The following is a 16,338-nucleotide window of genomic DNA, read 5'->3' on the forward strand; positions in this document are numbered from 1 at the left end:
ATGACACAGACCATCCTCTTTGACCCACTGGTCCCCTGGCCGCTGATCGGCCTGCTTGCGGCGCTGTCGGTTGCGGTGCTGGCTCTGGCGGTCTGGAAACGCCTTGCGGGATGGCCGATGCGTGCGCTCGCCGCTCTGGTGCTGATCGCGGCCCTCAGCGGCCCGGTGTACCAGATCGAAGACCGCGCCGCGCTCAGTGACATCGTTCTGGTGCTTGAGGATAAGACCGCCAGCCAGGCCCTGTCCGACCGCCCCGACCAGACAGGGGCCGCCCGTGCCGCATTGGAGACCGCCCTCAGTCAGCGCCCGAACACCGAGGTTCGCTGGATTGCCGTCGACAGCGTCCCGCCGCGTGATGGCAGCAGCGACAACAGTGGCACCCTGCTGATGGGCGCACTGGCCGAGGCGCTTGCCAATGTGCCGCGCGGTCGGGTTGCCGGGATGATCGCGCTCAGCGATGGCCAGATCCATGACATTGCGCAGACCCCGGCCCTGCCTGCCCCGCTGCATCTGCTGCTGACCGGTCGCCCCAGCGATTGGGACCGGCGGCTGATCGTCAAGAACGCCCCCAGCTTTGCCATCATCGGTGAACCCGTGACCCTGACCCTCAGGATCGAGGATCAGGGCGAGGCCCCCGCAACCGGCAATCTGGCAGAGCTGGCGATTTCCATCGGCGGCGCCGAACCGCAGCGCTTCAACCTGCCTGTCGGTGTCGATTTTGACCTGCCACTGACCCTGCCACATGGGGGGCGCAACGTGATCCAGTTCACCGTCCCCACCGCCGAGGGCGAGCTGACCGATCGCAACAACGCCGCGCTGGTCCAGATCAACGGGGTGCGCGATCGGTTGCGCGTGCTGCTGGTCTCGGGCGAGCCGCATCCGGGCGGGCGCACCTGGCGCAATCTGCTGAAATCCGACAGCGCGGTGGATCTGGTGCATTTCACCATTCTGCGCCCACCGGAAAAACAGGACGGGGTACCGGTCGATGAGCTGTCGCTGATTGCCTTTCCAACGCGGGAGCTGTTTCTGGAAAAGATCAATGATTTCGATCTGATCATCTTTGATCGCTACAAGCGGCGCGGCATCCTGCCGGCGATCTACCTCGACAATGTGGCCGATTATGTTGAACGCGGCGGCGCGGTTCTGGTGGCGGCGGGGCCGGATTTTGCCAGCGCCGACAGCATCTATCGTTCTCCGCTGGCCAGCATCCTGCCTGCCAGCCCCTCGGCGCGGGTGCTGGAGCGCGCCTATCGCCCGGAAATCACCGATCTGGGCCAGCGCCACCCGGTTACCGCCGATCTCACCGGCGCCTCCGACTGGGGCCGCTGGCTGCGGCAGATCGAAGTCGACGTCCCCCAGGGCAATGTCCTGATGAGCGGCCTGGATGACCGCCCGCTGCTGGTTCTGAACCGGGTCGGCGAGGGGCGCGTGGCGCTGCTGGCCTCCGATCATGCCTGGCTCTGGAGCCGGGGATACGAAGGCGGCGGCCCGCAGCTTGAGCTGCTGCGGCGCCTTGCCCATTGGATGATGAAAGAGCCCGAGCTGGAAGAGGACGTCCTGTCAGCCGAGGCAACCGGGCAGCGTATGCGCATCCAGCGCCGCAGCCTGGGCGAAGATGTCGGCGATGTCACGGTCACAAATCCCGATGGCAGCACAGTCACCGTCACGATGACCCAAACCGCGCCCGGCCGCTGGGAAGGCCGCTACGAGGGGCCGGAACCCGGTCTTTACCGACTGGAAGAAGGCAGCCAGTCCACCGTCATCGGCCTCGGCCCTGCGGCGCCGCGTGAATTTGAACAGACCATTGCCACCGGCGATATCATGGCCGCCGCCGTGGCCCAGACCCGTGGCGGCGTGCGCGCGCTGCACGACGGTATCCCGAGCCTGCGCGATGTGCGCGACGGACGCGTTGCCGCTGGACGTGGCTGGATCGGACTGACCCCGCGCGACGCCTATCGCACCGTCTCGGTCAACCAGACGCCGCTGCTTCCCGCTTGGCTGGTGCTGCTGCTGGCCAGCGCGGCGATTCTCGCAGGCTGGCTGCGCGAAGGGCGGCGGTGACCATCAGCCTTTGCGGGGTGCCGGATCTGCGCTACTCACCTGGGCGGGTGATCCGCACACGGGCCTGATCGGAGCGACCATTGCGATCAACCACCACCAGTGTTGAAAATCCGCGCTCCATCCCCGGCAGATCAATGCTGCGGCGGCGGGCGCCGGTCACCACCGGCTTTTGATTGGCCAGCACCAGAAACGGCGCCTCGCCGCCTTTGATCCGCAGCGTGACCTGTCCATCCTCTGCCAGCATCAGCGCCGCACCGTCCGGTGGAAACGCCAGCTGCACCGCGTCAGCGGGCTGGCCACTCGCCCGACCGCCGTCAAAGCGCTGCAAGGGCAGCGGCAGCTCCGAAGTGGCCACCCGCAACGCCGAGCGAGGCGCCGGAGGGAGCGGTGCAAAACCGGTCCCGAGCCGCCCGAAGGCCTCAAACAACAGTGGGGCCGCCAGCTCCGCGCCAAAGGCGCCCGGCACCGGCGTGCCATCGGCCCGGCCAAGCCAGACGCCAACCACATGGCGACCATCCCAGCCAATCGCCCAGGTGTCGCGGTGCCCGTAGGACGTCCCTGTCTTATAGGCCAGCACGCCAGCAGGCGCACCTGCTGGCGGCGGCACATCGCGCAGAACATCGGTGAGATGCCAGGCTGAGACCTCGCTCAACAGGCGTGGCATCCGTTCAAACGACGCCTCCATACGCACCCGCAACCGAGGCCCCTGCCCGCCCGCCGCCAGCCCGGCATAGACCTGCATCAGATCATGCAGCGACAGGCCCACCCCGCCCAGCGCCACCGCCAGTCCCGGCTTGCCGCCGGGCAGTTGCGGTCGCGCGCCACCGCGACGCAGGGCTGACATCAACCGCGCCGGACCCAGCGCCTGCATCACCCGTATTACCGGCGTATTCAGCGATAACTGCAGCGCACGCCGCATCCGCAGGTCGCCGCGATAACCTCCGTCAAAATTCTGTGGCGCATACCCGTCGATATCAATAGGCCCGTCGTGGATCATGGTTTCCGGGTGCGCCAGCCCCTGATCAAAGGCAAGACCATAGACCAGCGGTTTCAGCGTGGACCCCGGCGAACGCGCCGCGCGCGTCATATCCACAAACCCCTGTCGCAGATCATCCTGATATCCGGCTGAGCCGACCGAGGCGAGGATCTCGCCGCTCTGGTGATCGGCCACCAGCACCGCCGCCGACAGCCGGGCGTCCTGCCGCGCGACGGTCTGCGCCAACAGCCGCGCCAGCCGGTGCTGTAATCCGGCCTCCACCGTCAGATCAATCCGCGCAAGCTCCGGCGTCTCGGCTATCACGCGATCCGCCAGATGCGCGGCCATCTGAGGGAAGGGGCGCATTTGCCGGGGGATCCGCGCCCGCTGCGCAGCCTCGGCCGCCTCCACCGGCAAGACGCCTGCGGCTGCCATCCGCGCCAATACCCGGTTGCGGGCCATCTCTGCAGGTTTCGGAGCGCGATCCGGGCGGCGCGCCTCCGGTGCCTGCGGCAAGGCGACCAGCAGCGCCGCCTCCGCCGGAGACAACCGCGACGGCTCCTTGCCGAACCAGGCATAGCTCGCCGCCCGCACGCCTTCCAGATTGCCACCAAAGGGCGCGTGAACCAGATACAGCTCAAGGATCTGCGCCTTGGTCAGGCGCCGCTCCAGCGCCAGCGCCAGCCGAATCTGGCGCAGTTTTCCTGCCCAGCGCCCGGTGCTGCCATCCTCCAGCAGCCGCGCCACCTGCATCGTCAGTGTCGAGCCACCCGAGACCACACGCCGCTGCCACACCGCCTGCGCCGCCGCCCGCAGCAGAGCAAGCGCATCAACGCCGCCATGGTCGTAGAACCGCTTGTCCTCATAGCGCAGCAACATCGCGCGATAGCCCGCGTCGACCTGATCCGGCCGCACCGCCATCCGCCAGATCCCATCGGCAACCGGATAGGCCCGCAGCAACTGGCCGTTTCGGTCGCGCACCTCGGTGGCTGTCTCCGCCAGTGTTGCGGGCATCGGCGTTCGGGCGATCCAGGTCTCGACCCCCAATCCCATCGCAGCAATGGTCACGCATAGGGCAGCCGCCCCTCCCAGCAGCCGCCAGGAGGAGCGCGCCCGTAACCGCATCTTTGGCGCGCGGATCACCGGACCTGCACGCGCCCGGTGCCGGTGCGGGCCCGGCTGGCGGGCCGGTACATATCCTCAACCGACGCCGCCGGGTGGTGGAACAGACCGGGCGTCACCGCCCGCGCCACATAGGCCAGCGTCACCGGCGCCCCGGCCTCGTCGTCGCGGCCCCTCCGCAGATCGACAGCCGCCAGAAACCGGTCCGCACGGAATTCTGCATGTCGCGCGTCGCTCAGCGTCAGCCAGTCTAGCCCGCTCAGATCACCGGATCGCAGCAGGCTGGGATTATCAATCTCCAGCCCCGCAGGCAGCGGATCATTGATCATCAACCGCGCGCCACCCGGCTCAAACGGGACCACCCGCAGCACGGTGACAAAGCGGTCGCCAACCGTGAACTGATCCGGAGCCAGTGCCTCGCCCTCCAGTGTGTAATAGCTCCGCTCGATGCTGTAACCAGTTCCCCCTGCCGGCGCCGCCACCAGCGGAACGCCAAGGGTGGTGAGGGTGATATCGACCTCCTTGCCCGAGGCCGCCGTCAGCGCCATCGGATCGCGATCCTGATCTCCATCCAAGACCTCAACAAATGGCCCGTCCGTCGCCTGTCCATTGACCAACAGACCGGAGCCACCACCGCCCTCGATCAGCGCATGAGCCGCCATCAGCGTCCAGGCGCTTTCCTGCGTGGACAGCAGCCGGCCATCGGCTGTCAGGCCCGCGCTCAGACGACGGCTGTCCACCGCCTGCGAACCGGCCTCGCTGGCCAGGGCCAGAACACCGGCCTGATCGCGGCGCTGGCTGCCATAGTCGGCGCGCCACAGGGTCGGATCGGGATCATCCCCCTGCAACATAGAGGCCGCCCGGGCAAACATCTGATCGGCCCGGCGCTGATCGCCATAGGCCGCCAGCGCCGCCCCGATCTGGGCAACGGCCAGGGGTGTGGCGAAATCCGCAGCCTTAACGTCGGCGTAATAGCGCAGATCGCCCATCGCCGCCTCCCCCTCGCGCGCCAGCACCAGCAGCGCATAGGCGATGTCCTCACCTCCATTCTCGAAATCGGGGGCATAATTCACCCGGTTGCGCAGGTTGTCCAAGGCCTGCCGGAACCGGGTGTCAGCGACCTGATAGCCCTGCACACGCGCGCGGCTCAGAAAATCGCTGGCATAAGCATCCAGCCAGAAATCACCGCTTTCGGCGCGCCACAGACCAAAACCGCCATTGCTGGCCTGCCGCGACAGCACCTGCTGAATGGCGCTGTCAATCCGGGCGGCAACCTGCGGCCCGTCACCCAACCCGGCAGCCTGTGCCACCGACGACAGATACAGCAAGGGCAGCGCCCGGGATGTGATCTGCTCGGTACAGCCATAGGGGTAGAGGTCGAGGCCCGTCAGCAGACCCGGCACGTCGAACCGCGCCAGCGGCCCCGCGGACATCACTGCCCGCGCGCCGCCCGGTCGCAGCCCGGTAAAGACGTCAGATGAGAACAGAAAACTATCCCCCGCCGCCAGCCTGAACCGTCTGGTCGTGGCAACCATCGGATCATTGGCCCGCACCGGCAGGCGCAGCGTCTGGATCAGCGTTTCGCCCTCCGGTGTCGTCACGGCGAGCTCAATCTCCGGATCTCCGACAGCCAGCGCTTCGACCGGCAGCATCAGGGTGGTATCTGCGCCATCGGCCAGCTCCAGGACTTTCGGCAATGTCCCGATCTCAAGCCCGCCGCCAAGGACCCGCGCCGCAAGGCTCAGTCGGCCTGCGAGCCCATCTGCATGAGTGAGCTCCACAAGAACCCGGCTGCTGTCTCCGGGCGCCAGAAAACGCGGGGCATTGGCGCTCACCACGATCGGATCGCGCACCACCATGTCCCGCTCCGCCTGTCCAACCGCATCTTGCGACCAGGCGACAGCCATCACCCGAACCGTGCCGTTAAACGCTGGCAGCGCGATCGGCACCTCGGCCGTTCCATCGGCGTTGACCTTCACCGGACCGGAAAACACCGCCATCAGATCCTGCGTCGGTGGCGGCGACTGCAGTCGCATCCCCGCCCCAGCATCGCCGCCGGAGCGCACCCGGCCCAAGGCGCCGTTGCCACTCTCGATCAGGCGACCGTAGAGATCCCGCAGCTCCATCCCGAGCCGCCGCTGGCCATAGTAATGCGCCAGGGGGTCCGGGCTCTGAAACCCGGTGAGGTTCAATATCCCAAGATCAACCGCCGCCAGCGTCAGCCAGACCTCTTCACCGGGAGCGGCCCCCGCGACCTCGACGCGGGCCAGCTGTGTCCGGCGGGGGCGGGCCACCTCGGGGAGGTCCAAGGTTACCTCCAGCGCCTGGCCCGGGCGAATGACGCGAGCATGGGCAAGCCCCAATGCGCGGGTCGGGGTCTGATCCGCTTTGCCAGCAAGCGGCTGCACCACCATCGCCGAGACATATGCCCCGCTGCCCCAGTCGGCACCAACTGCCAGTGGAATCACCGTCTCCCCGGCGGGAACCTCGACCATCTGGCGGCTGATCAACCGGTTCGACATCACCGAAACCAGAGCCGTGCCAGCCGCGCGGGTGACCAGCCGCAACCGCGCTGTATCGCCGGGCTGGTAACTGTCGCGATCAAGAAAGACGTCCAGCTGGTCGGGCGTATCCGCCCCCTCGTCAGGCACATACCACCCTGCATAGAAATCGGTCGAAGCCGCCACATAGGGCGTGCCCCGATGTTCGATCACCAGCTCATACCGGCCCCAGTCTACCGGCTGCTCCAGCACCAGAGGTGCCGCTGCGCTCAGGGTTGCCTCACCCGTCGCGATCCGGCTGCGCCGGGTGGTCGGCTCCCAGTTCCAGTTGCCGTAGAGCTGATACCACTGGTAGCGGGTTTCCACCCGGTTCAAACTCCATGTGACCGGCATATCCCGCGTGCTACCGTCCGGGGCCAGCGCAATCAGCGAAAACCGCGCCGCATCGCCCTCTGCGACGACCTCTTCAAAAAGCGGCTTGATACCAATCACCGGCCCGTCAGGCTGCATGGGCACAGTCATCTGCCGTTCGACGGGTCGCGCGCCCCCATCGGCCAGCCGGGTGGTCACCTCCGCAATCAGAGGCTGACCCGGCGCGTCAATCTCCGGCAGTGTCACGGTAACCACGCCCAGACCCGAGGCATCGGTGCTCATCCCGCCGAAATAGCGGCTCTGCGGCGCGACGACCTCGTCATGGCGACCAAAGCGATAGCCCGTCCAACCGCTCACCTGTTCCGCCGGGCGCAGGGTCACCTCGCCCTCGATAGTCAGGTCGCGGCCCGGGGCACCAAACAGATACCGCGCTTCGATCCGCAAGGGGGCGCTTGTGCCCGGACGCAGACCTTGGTCGGCTCCTGCCGCCAGCTCTTGCGTGAAATCAATGCGTTCAGGCAGAAAATCCTCGACCAGAATTTGCCTGCTGGCCAGCGCCGGGGCTTCGGGGTCCGACAGGATCGACAACCGCCAGGTTCCGCGCGGTGCCGTATCGCCAATCGGCAGGCGGAACACATGGCCGCCCAGCACCCCCTGATCGGAAACCACCCGGGCGTATTCGACCCCGTCCGGGCGGTTCAGAACCGCGATCAAGGGCACGCCCGGAAGCGCCTCGGCCCTCGGATCACGGGCAAGGGCGGTCGCATGAATCACCTCACCCGCACGATAAGCCCCCCGATCAGTGGTCAGGAACACGTCAATCGGACCCGGCGCCAGACGCCCCTCCACCCCCCGGTCCGACAGATCAAAGGCGGCGTCCCGCAATGAGAGAAAGGCAAAATCGACCTCCGCCGCGTCCTCCTCGCCGCTCAGCGCCATGATGACAGCCGGAGCCGATGCCCCCTCTCCACGGGTCAACCCCGCGTCGAAACGGGCATAGCCGTCAGCGTCGCTGACTGCCGTCCCCAGCACCGCGTTGGCATTGGAGATCAGCTGCAAACGAACGCCCGCGCGCGGCGCGGCATCTGCCAGTCCCTGTACCTGCACATGCAGCCCATCACTGCCCAGCATGGTGCTCAAACCCAGATCGGTCAGCACGAACCATTGGGTTGCCGCAGGCGCCTCATAGGGATCGGCCCCGGGAACCTGCGCGCTCAGCGCATAAAGACCTACCGGCTGATCCGCCAGCGCCTCATCAAGCGGCAGCCGTGTGGTCACCAATTGGTTCAGATCCTGCTGGACCTCCGCGGTGCCGGTCCAGATTTCCTCGGCAATATCGCTGGCGAAATGTTCATCCTGCCACTGCGACAGCGGCCGGGCAAAATAATCCTCCTGTAGGGTTCGCAGCAGGTTGCGATCGCTCACACGGCGCAGGCGCAGATCGAGCGTGGTCGCGTTTACCGTCTCAACCGGCACCGCCACCTGATCTCCCTTGGGCAGCACATAGGACCGCCCGGAGAAACGCACGTTGGGGGCGCGATCCCGCACGTAGTGGGTCAGCGTTACATCCTTGGCCAATGTCTCGCCGGTTGCCGCCGGCAGCCCGCGCCGCAGCATCACCCGGTAGCGGGTGCCATGCTCCACACCGTCAATACACAGCTCGCGCGCGGTCGACTCGGCAACCAGACGCGGATCGGCAAGTTTTACAAAGTCGCTGTAGTCGATCCCGCTGCGTACCAAATCTTCAGAAAATTCGACACAAATGCGGGGCGATGCGCTGTCGCTCTCAACCCGGCTCCCGGTGACACGAAATCCATATTTGGCAATTGCCTCATCCAGACGCAGTGACAGTTTCGCGCTGGTGTCACGATCTGCCGCCAGCCGCAGAACCGCCAGCGCGGCACGTCCCCGCCCCAGCTGTTCCAACGCCTCTGCGGCGGTGATCAATCCGGCCGCCTGCGCCGCCGGCTGCGAACTGCGCAGATAGGCATTGAGCGCCGCGGCAAAGGCCTCTTCATGGGCGCGGCGTTGAGCGGATCCGTTGAGTTCCTGACGCAGCAGCCTGCGGGCATAGTCCAGCCACAGATCGCCGCGATCGCTCAGCACCACAGCCTCGGCAACCCACCGCAGCGCCGCTGCCGACGGCGCCCCCTGCGCCGCAGCAATCAGATCCTCAACGCTGGATCCACCCGTTGGAAAGCGCAGGCCAAGGTTTTCTGCCTGTTTGGACACCGCAGCTAGATCCGCAACCTCCAGCCCCTGCAAGGCCGCGGCGCGCTGTTTGGCCGCCTGCTTCTCTGCCGCACCGGCGAGAAGCTTATGCGCTGAAAACGCCCCGTCATAGGGCGACGGCTGATCCATCGCCGATTTTGGGAAACAGGCGTTTGATCGGCTGTTGAAGGCAAACCCGACACAATCGGCCTGTGCCGAACAAGCCCGCGCGCAACTGCGCATATCGGTGTCAAAAAGCGGCCCAAGATCGGCCCCGAAATGATCGGTGTCGCGCTGAATGACATAGCGCGTTTCCGGAAAAATTGAATCAGCGAAAACAACTAATGGCTGAACAAGCCAACCGCACAAAAGTACAACAAATGAAACAGGCACACGCACAATAGAACCCTCCAGACCTGCCAAGAGGCTGGCACGGGGTTAACGCCATAGCAAGATATCGCAACGTAACAGATGAACTAATCTCAATTTAATCTCTGCCCGCCAAAGTAGGGCAGACAGGTCGTGTTGGTTTTATGTGGAGTTCGCAGGGATGAACCTTGCTGACAGATTGACGGAAGAACGACGCGCGCGTCTCGCGGCGGAGCGCCTGCTTGAATTGAAGCAGGCGGAACTTTCGGCAGCCAACCGCAAACTCGGGCGCCATGCGCTGGCACTGACCCGCCAGATCGGCGTCACCCAGGCCGAGGTCGCGACGGTGCGCGACGAAAACGCCAAGGTGAAATCGGACCTGTCCACCGCCAACGAAAAGGTTGAGCGCGCCGAGCGACGGCTTTGGCATTCCATCCAGGCCTTTCAGGACGGCTTTGCCTTCTTTGATGCCGACAGCAAACTGATCGGCGCCAATGGCGCCTATCTCGACCTGTTCGACGGGCTGGAGGAAGTGGCGCCTGGCGTCTCCTACGTACGGATCCTGCAGATTCTCACCGATGAGGGGCTGGTGAACACCGGAGAACAGGATCCCGATCACTGGCGCGCCCAGATGTCGGAGCGCTGGCTGTCGCCCTCCCCCGAACCTGTGGTCGTACGGATGTGGGACGACCGCTACCTGCGACTGCTGGATCAGCGCGGCCATGGCGGCGATATGGTCAGCCTGGCGCTCGATATCACCTCCACCGTCCAATACGAGGAGGAGCTTGAGGCCGCCCGCGAGCGGGCCGAGGCCGCAAATCGTGCCAAATCCGCCTTCCTGGCCAATATGTCCCATGAGATTCGCACCCCGATGAACGGTGTTGTCGGCATGGCCGAGCTGCTCAGCGACACCAATCTGAACGAGGAACAACAGCTCTACGCCAACACGATCAAAAACTCCGGCGAAGCGCTTTTGGTCATCATCAATGACGTGCTCGACTATTCCAAGATCGAGGCGCAGAAACTGCAGCTGCACCCTGAACCCTTTGATCTGGAGCGCAGTGTGCATGAGGTGCTGATGCTGCTTCAGCCCACGGCACGGGACAAGGGTCTGACACTGCTGCTGGACTACGATCTGTTCCTTCCGACCAGCTTCGTCGGGGATCCAGGACGCATTCGCCAGGTGCTCACCAATCTTGTCGGCAACGCGGTGAAATTCACCTCAGAAGGTCATGTTGCCCTGCAAATCACCGGCATCTCCAATGCTGACGACAAGATCTGTTCGATCCATGTCACCATCGAAGACACCGGCATCGGTATCCCCGCAGAGAAGGTGCAGGACATCTTTGGCGAATTCAATCAGGTCGAGGATGAGCGCAATCGCCAGTTTGAGGGCACCGGCCTTGGCCTTGCGATCTCAAAGCGGCTGATTGAACTGATGGGCGGCGAAATCTGGGTCGAAAGCGAGGAGGGCAAGGGGTCCTGTTTCGGTTTCCGCATGGAGCTGCCACTGGCAGAGGGCGCTTCAACCAGCATCCCGACGCTGCCCAAGGGGCTGTGTCAGGTCGTGGTTATCGAGTCCCAATCGGTCATGCGCGACGTGCTCAGCAAACAGCTGGCGACGCTGGGGCTGGATGTGACGGTCTTTGACAATGGCACCACCGCAATTGCCCAGATGCCTGAGGACGTCGATCTGGTCATCTGCGATGAGCAACTGCCCGATCAGGATGGGGTCGAACTGGCCCGCAAACTGCGCTCCGGCTCCTTTGCCAGTGTGCCGATCCTCATGCTCAGCAGCGACCCCACAGCAGCCAGCAACGCGGTTGTCCAATCCGTGACAGACAGCGTGCTGCTGAAACCGATCCAGCGGGACGAGCTGTTCCAGCGGCTTGTCGACCTGCCCAAGCGTGGATCAGCGGCGCGTGCCGCAGATATGGTTGAGCCGGTTGCAGCCACACCGCAGGTGCTCGACACGGTGGCCACACCGCTGCCGTCAGCGCAGCCAACGGCTCCGGCGCACTCCCCGACCGTGGCGCCGACCCTGGCGCCGGCCCCGATCGCCGCGGCGGTCGATGCCACCCCGACGCCCCGGCTGATGCGGATTCTGGCAGCAGAAGACAACCGGACCAACCAGCTTGTGTTCCGCAAAATGGTGAAAGATCTGAACATAGATCTGCAATTTGCCAGCAACGGGATTGAGGCGGTGGAGGCCTATCAGTCCTTCCAGCCTGACCTGATTTTCATGGATATCTCGATGCCGGTGATGGACGGCAAGGAGGCAACGCAGAAAATCCGCGCGCTGGAACACGGCACCGGCATCTACACGCCGGTTGTCGCCCTCACGGCCCATGCCATGGCCGGCGATTCAGACGGGATTCTCGCCGCAGGTCTGGATCACTACCTGACCAAACCCCTGCGCAAGGCGCTGATCCACGAACGTATTCACGCCTATCTGCCTGCCGAGGCGGCGCCGCTGGCGGATGACGACCTCACCCAGACCGGCGCCGCCTGATCTGCACCGGCCCCGCTCAGCCCGCGCGCAGGAACACCGGCTGATCCGGCTCCGACATCTCCGGCATGTAGCGATAGCCGCCGCTGTCAAAATCCAGCAACGCCGCAGGATCGCTTAGCCGGTTCTGAATGATGTAGCGCGCCATCGCGCCCCGCGCCCGCTTGGCGTAAAAGCTCACCACCTTGGGCGTGCCGTTCTTGTCTTCCATGAAAACAGGCGTCACGACCCGCAGCGCCAGCGCTTCGCGATCAACCGCGCCGAAATACTCCTGGCTGGCGCAGTTCACCAGCACATCGCTGCCCACGGCCTCACCTTGGGCATTCAGCGCATCAGAGATGTCCCGCCCCCAGTAGTCATAGAGATTCTTGCCCTTTGCCGTCTTCAGCCGCGATCCCATCTCCAGCCGGTAGGCCTGCATCGCATCCAGCGGCCGCAGCAGCCCGTAAAGGCCCGACAGAATGCGGAAATGGTCCTGCGCCCAGGCCATTTCCTCCGCGTCCAGAGATCCCGCCTCCAGCCCCTGATAGGTGTCACCCGCAAAGGCCAGCGCGGCCGGGCGCGTGGCATCGCTGCCCGGATCGGCGGTAAAGCTCTGAAATCTCTCGTAGTTCAGCTTTCCCAGATCCTCGCTGATATGCATCAGCTTCATCAGCTCGGCGACCGACAGATCGCGCGCCACGGATGCCAAATCCACCGCCGCGTCGTGCATGGCGGGCCATGTCATCTCAACGTCGCGTTCGCTCCAGTCCAGCTTTTTGGCCGGAGAAGTCACTACCAGCATATTCTGCCCCCATCTGTTCTGGACAAGACCTAGCCCGCGCCGCGCAAGACGTCCAGAAACGCCGCTGCAAAACGTTCCGCGCGGCGCTCGCCTAACAGCCTTGTGATGGCGATTTCAGTCTGCGGACGGACCTGCGCCAGCTTCGCCAGCTGCGCCGCAGAACAGCTCAGCGGTTTCTCGGTTCCGTCGCTGCCCCGCGCCAGCTCCGCCTGCACAGCCATCAACGCATCATAAACCGATCCGGCATCGCGCCCGGCCAGCTTGCGCCGCATCGGGTGCAGCGCCGCGCTCTCGCCGGTGATCACCGACAGGAAATCGCTGCCATACCGCTCCAGTTTCTTCGCCCCGACACCGCCGATCCGCGCCATTTTATCCAGCGTATCGGGCCGGGTTTCGGCCATCTCGATCAGCGTGCGATCCGCAAAGATAACATAAGCCGGCACTTTCTGCGCCTCGGCCAGCGCGCGCCGCTTGGCTTTCAGTGCCGACAACAGCGGCGCGTCCTCATCCGACACCAGCGCCTTTACCGCAGGGCTGCGCTTGGCAGAGCTGATGGTGTCGCGGCGCAGCGCAATGTCCTGTTCACCGCGCAGAACCGGCAGCGCCGCCTCGGTCATCCGCAGCGCGCCATGGCGTTCGGGATCGGGGCGCACCAGATCATGCCCCATCATCTGCCGGAACACCGCCTGCCACTGTCGCTTGCCATATTCCTTGCCACAGCCAAAGACCGACAGATCGTCATGCCGCTTGTCACGCACCCGGTCGGTCGCATTGCCCACCAGAATGTCGATCAGATGTCCCGATCCATAGGTCTCGTTCGTTCGCAGGATCGCCGACAGCGCCTTGCGCACCGCCGTGGTGCCGTCGAACACATCCACCGGCTGGTCGCAGAGATCACAGTTGCCGCAGGGCTCAGCCGCCTCGCCGAAATAGGCCAGCAGGGTCTGGCGGCGGCATTTCAGCGCTTCGGCCAGTCCGAGCAGCGCATTCAGCCGGGCATGGTCTGCACTGCGGCGGTCCGGCGGCGCCAGACCCTCGTCGATCTGACTGCGACGCAGTCGAATATCTTCCGGCCCGAACAGCGTCAGCGTCTCGGCAGGCGCGCCGTCGCGGCCACCGCGTCCGATTTCCTGATAATAGGCCTCGATGGATTTGGGCAGATCCGCATGGGCGACCCAGCGAATATCGGGCTTGTCGATCCCCATGCCGAAGGCCACCGTGGCCACAACGATCAGACCGTCCTCGCGGGCAAAGCGCGTCTCCACCCCGCGCCGGTCCTCGGCGTCCATGCCACCGTGATAATAACAGGCGGCGTGGCCCGCCTCGCGCAGCCCCGCCGCCAGCGCTTCGGTCTTGGCACGTGTCCCACAATAGACGATGCCGGATTGACCTTTTCGGGCGGCCGCAAACTCGAGTATCTGACGGCGCGGGCTGTCTTTGGTGGCAAAGGCAAGATGGATATTGGGCCGGTCAAAGCCGCGCAGGAAACTGCGCGGTGCGACACCATCAAACAGCTTCTCGACAATCTCTTCGCGGGTTTCCTGATCTGCGGTCGCGGTAAAGGCCGCCAGCGGCACGTCCAGCGCCCGCCGCAATTCACCAATCCGCAGGTAATCGGGGCGGAAATCATGGCCCCACTGGCTGACGCAATGCGCCTCATCCACCGCGATGAGGCTGACACCGATCCGCCGCAGCATCCCCATCGCCGCCCCGGAGGCCAGCCGTTCCGGCGCCATATACAGAAGCTTTAGCCGCCCCTCCTCGATGGACTGCCAGACCGCCTCGGTTTCTTCGTCGGTATTGCCCGAGGTGAGCGCCCCGGCGGTCACGCCAACCTCCTGCAACGCCCGCACCTGATCGCGCATCAATGCAATCAGCGGCGAGATCACCACCGTGACCCCCTCACGCAGCAGAGCAGGCAGTTGGAAGCACAGGGATTTGCCGCCGCCGGTTGGCATGATCGCCAGCACATTTTCACCGGCGGTCACGGCGTCGACGATCTCCTCCTGCCCCGGGCGAAACCCGTCAAAGCCAAAGATTTCCCGCAACAGCGGCGTCGCGCCAGTAGCACAGGCAGCGGTGACGGATGTGCCAGTGGAGGTCGCCCCGGTCGGAGCGGTCATTTCCGGCTGCAATGCGGACATGGGGGCTGGGGGCCTCGTTTTGTGTTCTGCTCGTCTTGGCAGCTACAATCCCACAACGGGATTCGACCCACAAGGGTGCGCACCCCCGACCGTCAGACAAGTGGCACCGAAAAGACCGCCGCAGGCCGATGCCTGGGCGGTCCATCCGCATCAATCGCCGCGCCGCGATCAGAGCGATCGCCGCGCCTCGGCCCATTGGGTCAATAGAACATGGCGATATTGTTGGTCAGAATAATCCGCAGCGCATAAACGGCGATCAGCACCACCAGCGGCGCCAGATCAAGGCCCTGCATATTGGGCAAAATGCGGCGCACTGGCGCATAAAGCGGCTCTAACAAGCGGTTCAGACCATACCAGACCTGCGCCACAAATTGCTGATTGAGGTTCAGAACCTGAAAATTGATCAGCCAGCTCATGATCACATGGGCAATGATGAAGAACCAGACGATGTCCAGGATCAGCATCAGAATTTGAAACAGCGACAGCATCTCTTTGATTTCCCTTTTTGGAGCCTGTCCACAGGTAAGCGCGCCCGCGCAAAATCGCAAGACTGCCGCGAGGTTGCGGTTGACGCGCTGTAAACAGATGGCAACACGGGCACATCACACAGGAGAGCGCGCCCATGTTTCCCATCGTCCGCCTGATCAAGGATCTGCTGGTTGCCCGCCGGATGCCGCCGCTGGATCTGACCGACACCCATGTTTCCCGCCACATCTGCTGGCCCTGGGATCTGGATATCTGGATGGAGCTCAACAACGGCCGTGCGATGACGCTCTATGATCTGGGCCGTACCATGCTGGCCCAGCGTGTCGGCCTGATCGGTGCCCTGCGCAGCCGTCGCTGGGGCATGACGGTTGCGGGCACCACGGTGCGGTTTCGCCGCCGCATCCGCGGCTTTGAACGGTTCGAGATGCGCAGCCGGGCAGTGGCCTGGGACGATCGCTTCATCTATCTGGAACAATCCATGTGGAAATCCAACGGCGACTGCGCCAGCCACGTGATGCTGCGCACCGCCATCACCGATGCCAAGGGGATCGTCGCACCGCAGGAGGTGCTCAAAACCATCGGTCGCACCGACAGCCTCGCCCCGGAGATGCCCGCCTGGATCAAGGCCTGGTGCGAGGCGGACGCAGGCCGCCCCTGGCCACCGATGATGGCGGATCCAGCCCCTGCGGCGCCCGAAACCCTCCAAAACGGCTAGGGTCGGCCCGCCGCAGCATCCGGCCGCACAGCATACGGCTGTACGAAGGACCAGCGCGATCTACCACAGCTCAACGCAGGACACGCTT

Annotated in this window: 8 protein-coding genes; 3 read left to right on the top strand and 5 right to left on the bottom strand. The window is 64.8% G+C overall.

What is annotated here, in order from left to right:
* Positions 1 to 2,061 (top strand): hypothetical protein, encoded by a 2,061-nt coding sequence (locus VWZ81_RS18840; RefSeq protein ID WP_416543528.1) that lies wholly within the window; start codon positions 1 to 3, stop codon positions 2,059 to 2,061.
* A 31-nt stretch (positions 2,062 to 2,092) separates the two neighbouring features.
* On the opposite strand, the gene pbpC is transcribed toward VWZ81_RS18840, so the two are convergent.
* Both pbpC and VWZ81_RS18850 read right to left on the bottom strand, forming a co-directional pair.
* A complete protein-coding gene (gene pbpC / locus VWZ81_RS18845; protein ID WP_416543538.1) occupies positions 2,093 to 4,090 on the bottom strand; it encodes a penicillin-binding protein 1C in 1,998 nt (665 codons plus the stop codon).
* Positions 4,091 to 4,176: 86 nt separating this feature from the next.
* Positions 4,177 to 9,486, bottom strand: coding sequence for an alpha-2-macroglobulin family protein (locus VWZ81_RS18850; RefSeq protein ID WP_416543529.1), 5,310 nt, complete (start codon positions 9,484 to 9,486; stop codon positions 4,177 to 4,179).
* A 307-nt stretch (positions 9,487 to 9,793) separates the two neighbouring features.
* On the opposite strand from VWZ81_RS18850, the gene VWZ81_RS18855 reads away from it, so the two are divergent.
* Positions 9,794 to 12,124, top strand: a complete 2,331-nt coding sequence (locus VWZ81_RS18855; protein WP_416543530.1) for a response regulator — start codon at positions 9,794 to 9,796, stop codon at positions 12,122 to 12,124.
* A 16-nt stretch (positions 12,125 to 12,140) separates the two neighbouring features.
* On the opposite strand, the gene yaaA is transcribed toward VWZ81_RS18855, so the two are convergent.
* From yaaA to VWZ81_RS18870, 3 genes are all read right to left on the bottom strand, one after another.
* On the bottom strand, positions 12,141 to 12,905 hold the full coding sequence (gene yaaA / locus VWZ81_RS18860; RefSeq protein ID WP_416534572.1) for a peroxide stress protein YaaA: 765 nt from the start codon (positions 12,903 to 12,905) through the stop codon (positions 12,141 to 12,143).
* A 29-nt stretch (positions 12,906 to 12,934) separates the two neighbouring features.
* Positions 12,935 to 15,049 (bottom strand): DNA helicase RecQ, encoded by a 2,115-nt coding sequence (gene recQ, locus VWZ81_RS18865; protein ID WP_416540838.1) that lies wholly within the window; start codon positions 15,047 to 15,049, stop codon positions 12,935 to 12,937.
* 200 nt (positions 15,050 to 15,249) lie between these two features.
* Positions 15,250 to 15,537, bottom strand: coding sequence for a YggT family protein (locus tag VWZ81_RS18870; protein WP_014873231.1), 288 nt, complete (start codon positions 15,535 to 15,537; stop codon positions 15,250 to 15,252).
* A 134-nt stretch (positions 15,538 to 15,671) separates the two neighbouring features.
* Between VWZ81_RS18870 and VWZ81_RS18875 the strand changes: the two genes are divergently transcribed.
* Positions 15,672 to 16,250 (top strand): acyl-CoA thioesterase, encoded by a 579-nt coding sequence (locus VWZ81_RS18875; protein WP_340546401.1) that lies wholly within the window; start codon positions 15,672 to 15,674, stop codon positions 16,248 to 16,250.
* The last annotated feature ends 88 nt before the right edge of the window (positions 16,251 to 16,338 follow it).

It is taken from the genome of Phaeobacter sp. JH20_34 (assembly GCF_048056095.1).
GTDB classification, from domain to species: domain Bacteria; phylum Pseudomonadota; class Alphaproteobacteria; order Rhodobacterales; family Rhodobacteraceae; genus Phaeobacter; species Phaeobacter bryozoorum.

Bases quoted from the DNA above. Each gene is read 5' to 3' on its own strand.
- VWZ81_RS18840 (WP_416543528.1), top strand. From the start codon at position 1: ATGACACAGACCATCCTCTTTGACCCACTGGTCCCCTGGCCGCTGATC.
- pbpC (WP_416543538.1), bottom strand. From the start codon at position 4,090: ATGGGATTGGGGGTCGAGACCTGGATCGCCCGAACGCCGATGCCCGCA.
- VWZ81_RS18850 (WP_416543529.1), bottom strand. From the start codon at position 9,486: ATGCGCAGTTGCGCGCGGGCTTGTTCGGCACAGGCCGATTGTGTCGGG.
- VWZ81_RS18855 (WP_416543530.1), top strand. From the start codon at position 9,794: ATGAACCTTGCTGACAGATTGACGGAAGAACGACGCGCGCGTCTCGCG.
- yaaA (WP_416534572.1), bottom strand. From the start codon at position 12,905: ATGCTGGTAGTGACTTCTCCGGCCAAAAAGCTGGACTGGAGCGAACGC.
- recQ (WP_416540838.1), bottom strand. From the start codon at position 15,049: ATGTCCGCATTGCAGCCGGAAATGACCGCTCCGACCGGGGCGACCTCC.
- VWZ81_RS18870 (WP_014873231.1), bottom strand. From the start codon at position 15,537: ATGCTGTCGCTGTTTCAAATTCTGATGCTGATCCTGGACATCGTCTGG.
- VWZ81_RS18875 (WP_340546401.1), top strand. From the start codon at position 15,672: ATGTTTCCCATCGTCCGCCTGATCAAGGATCTGCTGGTTGCCCGCCGG.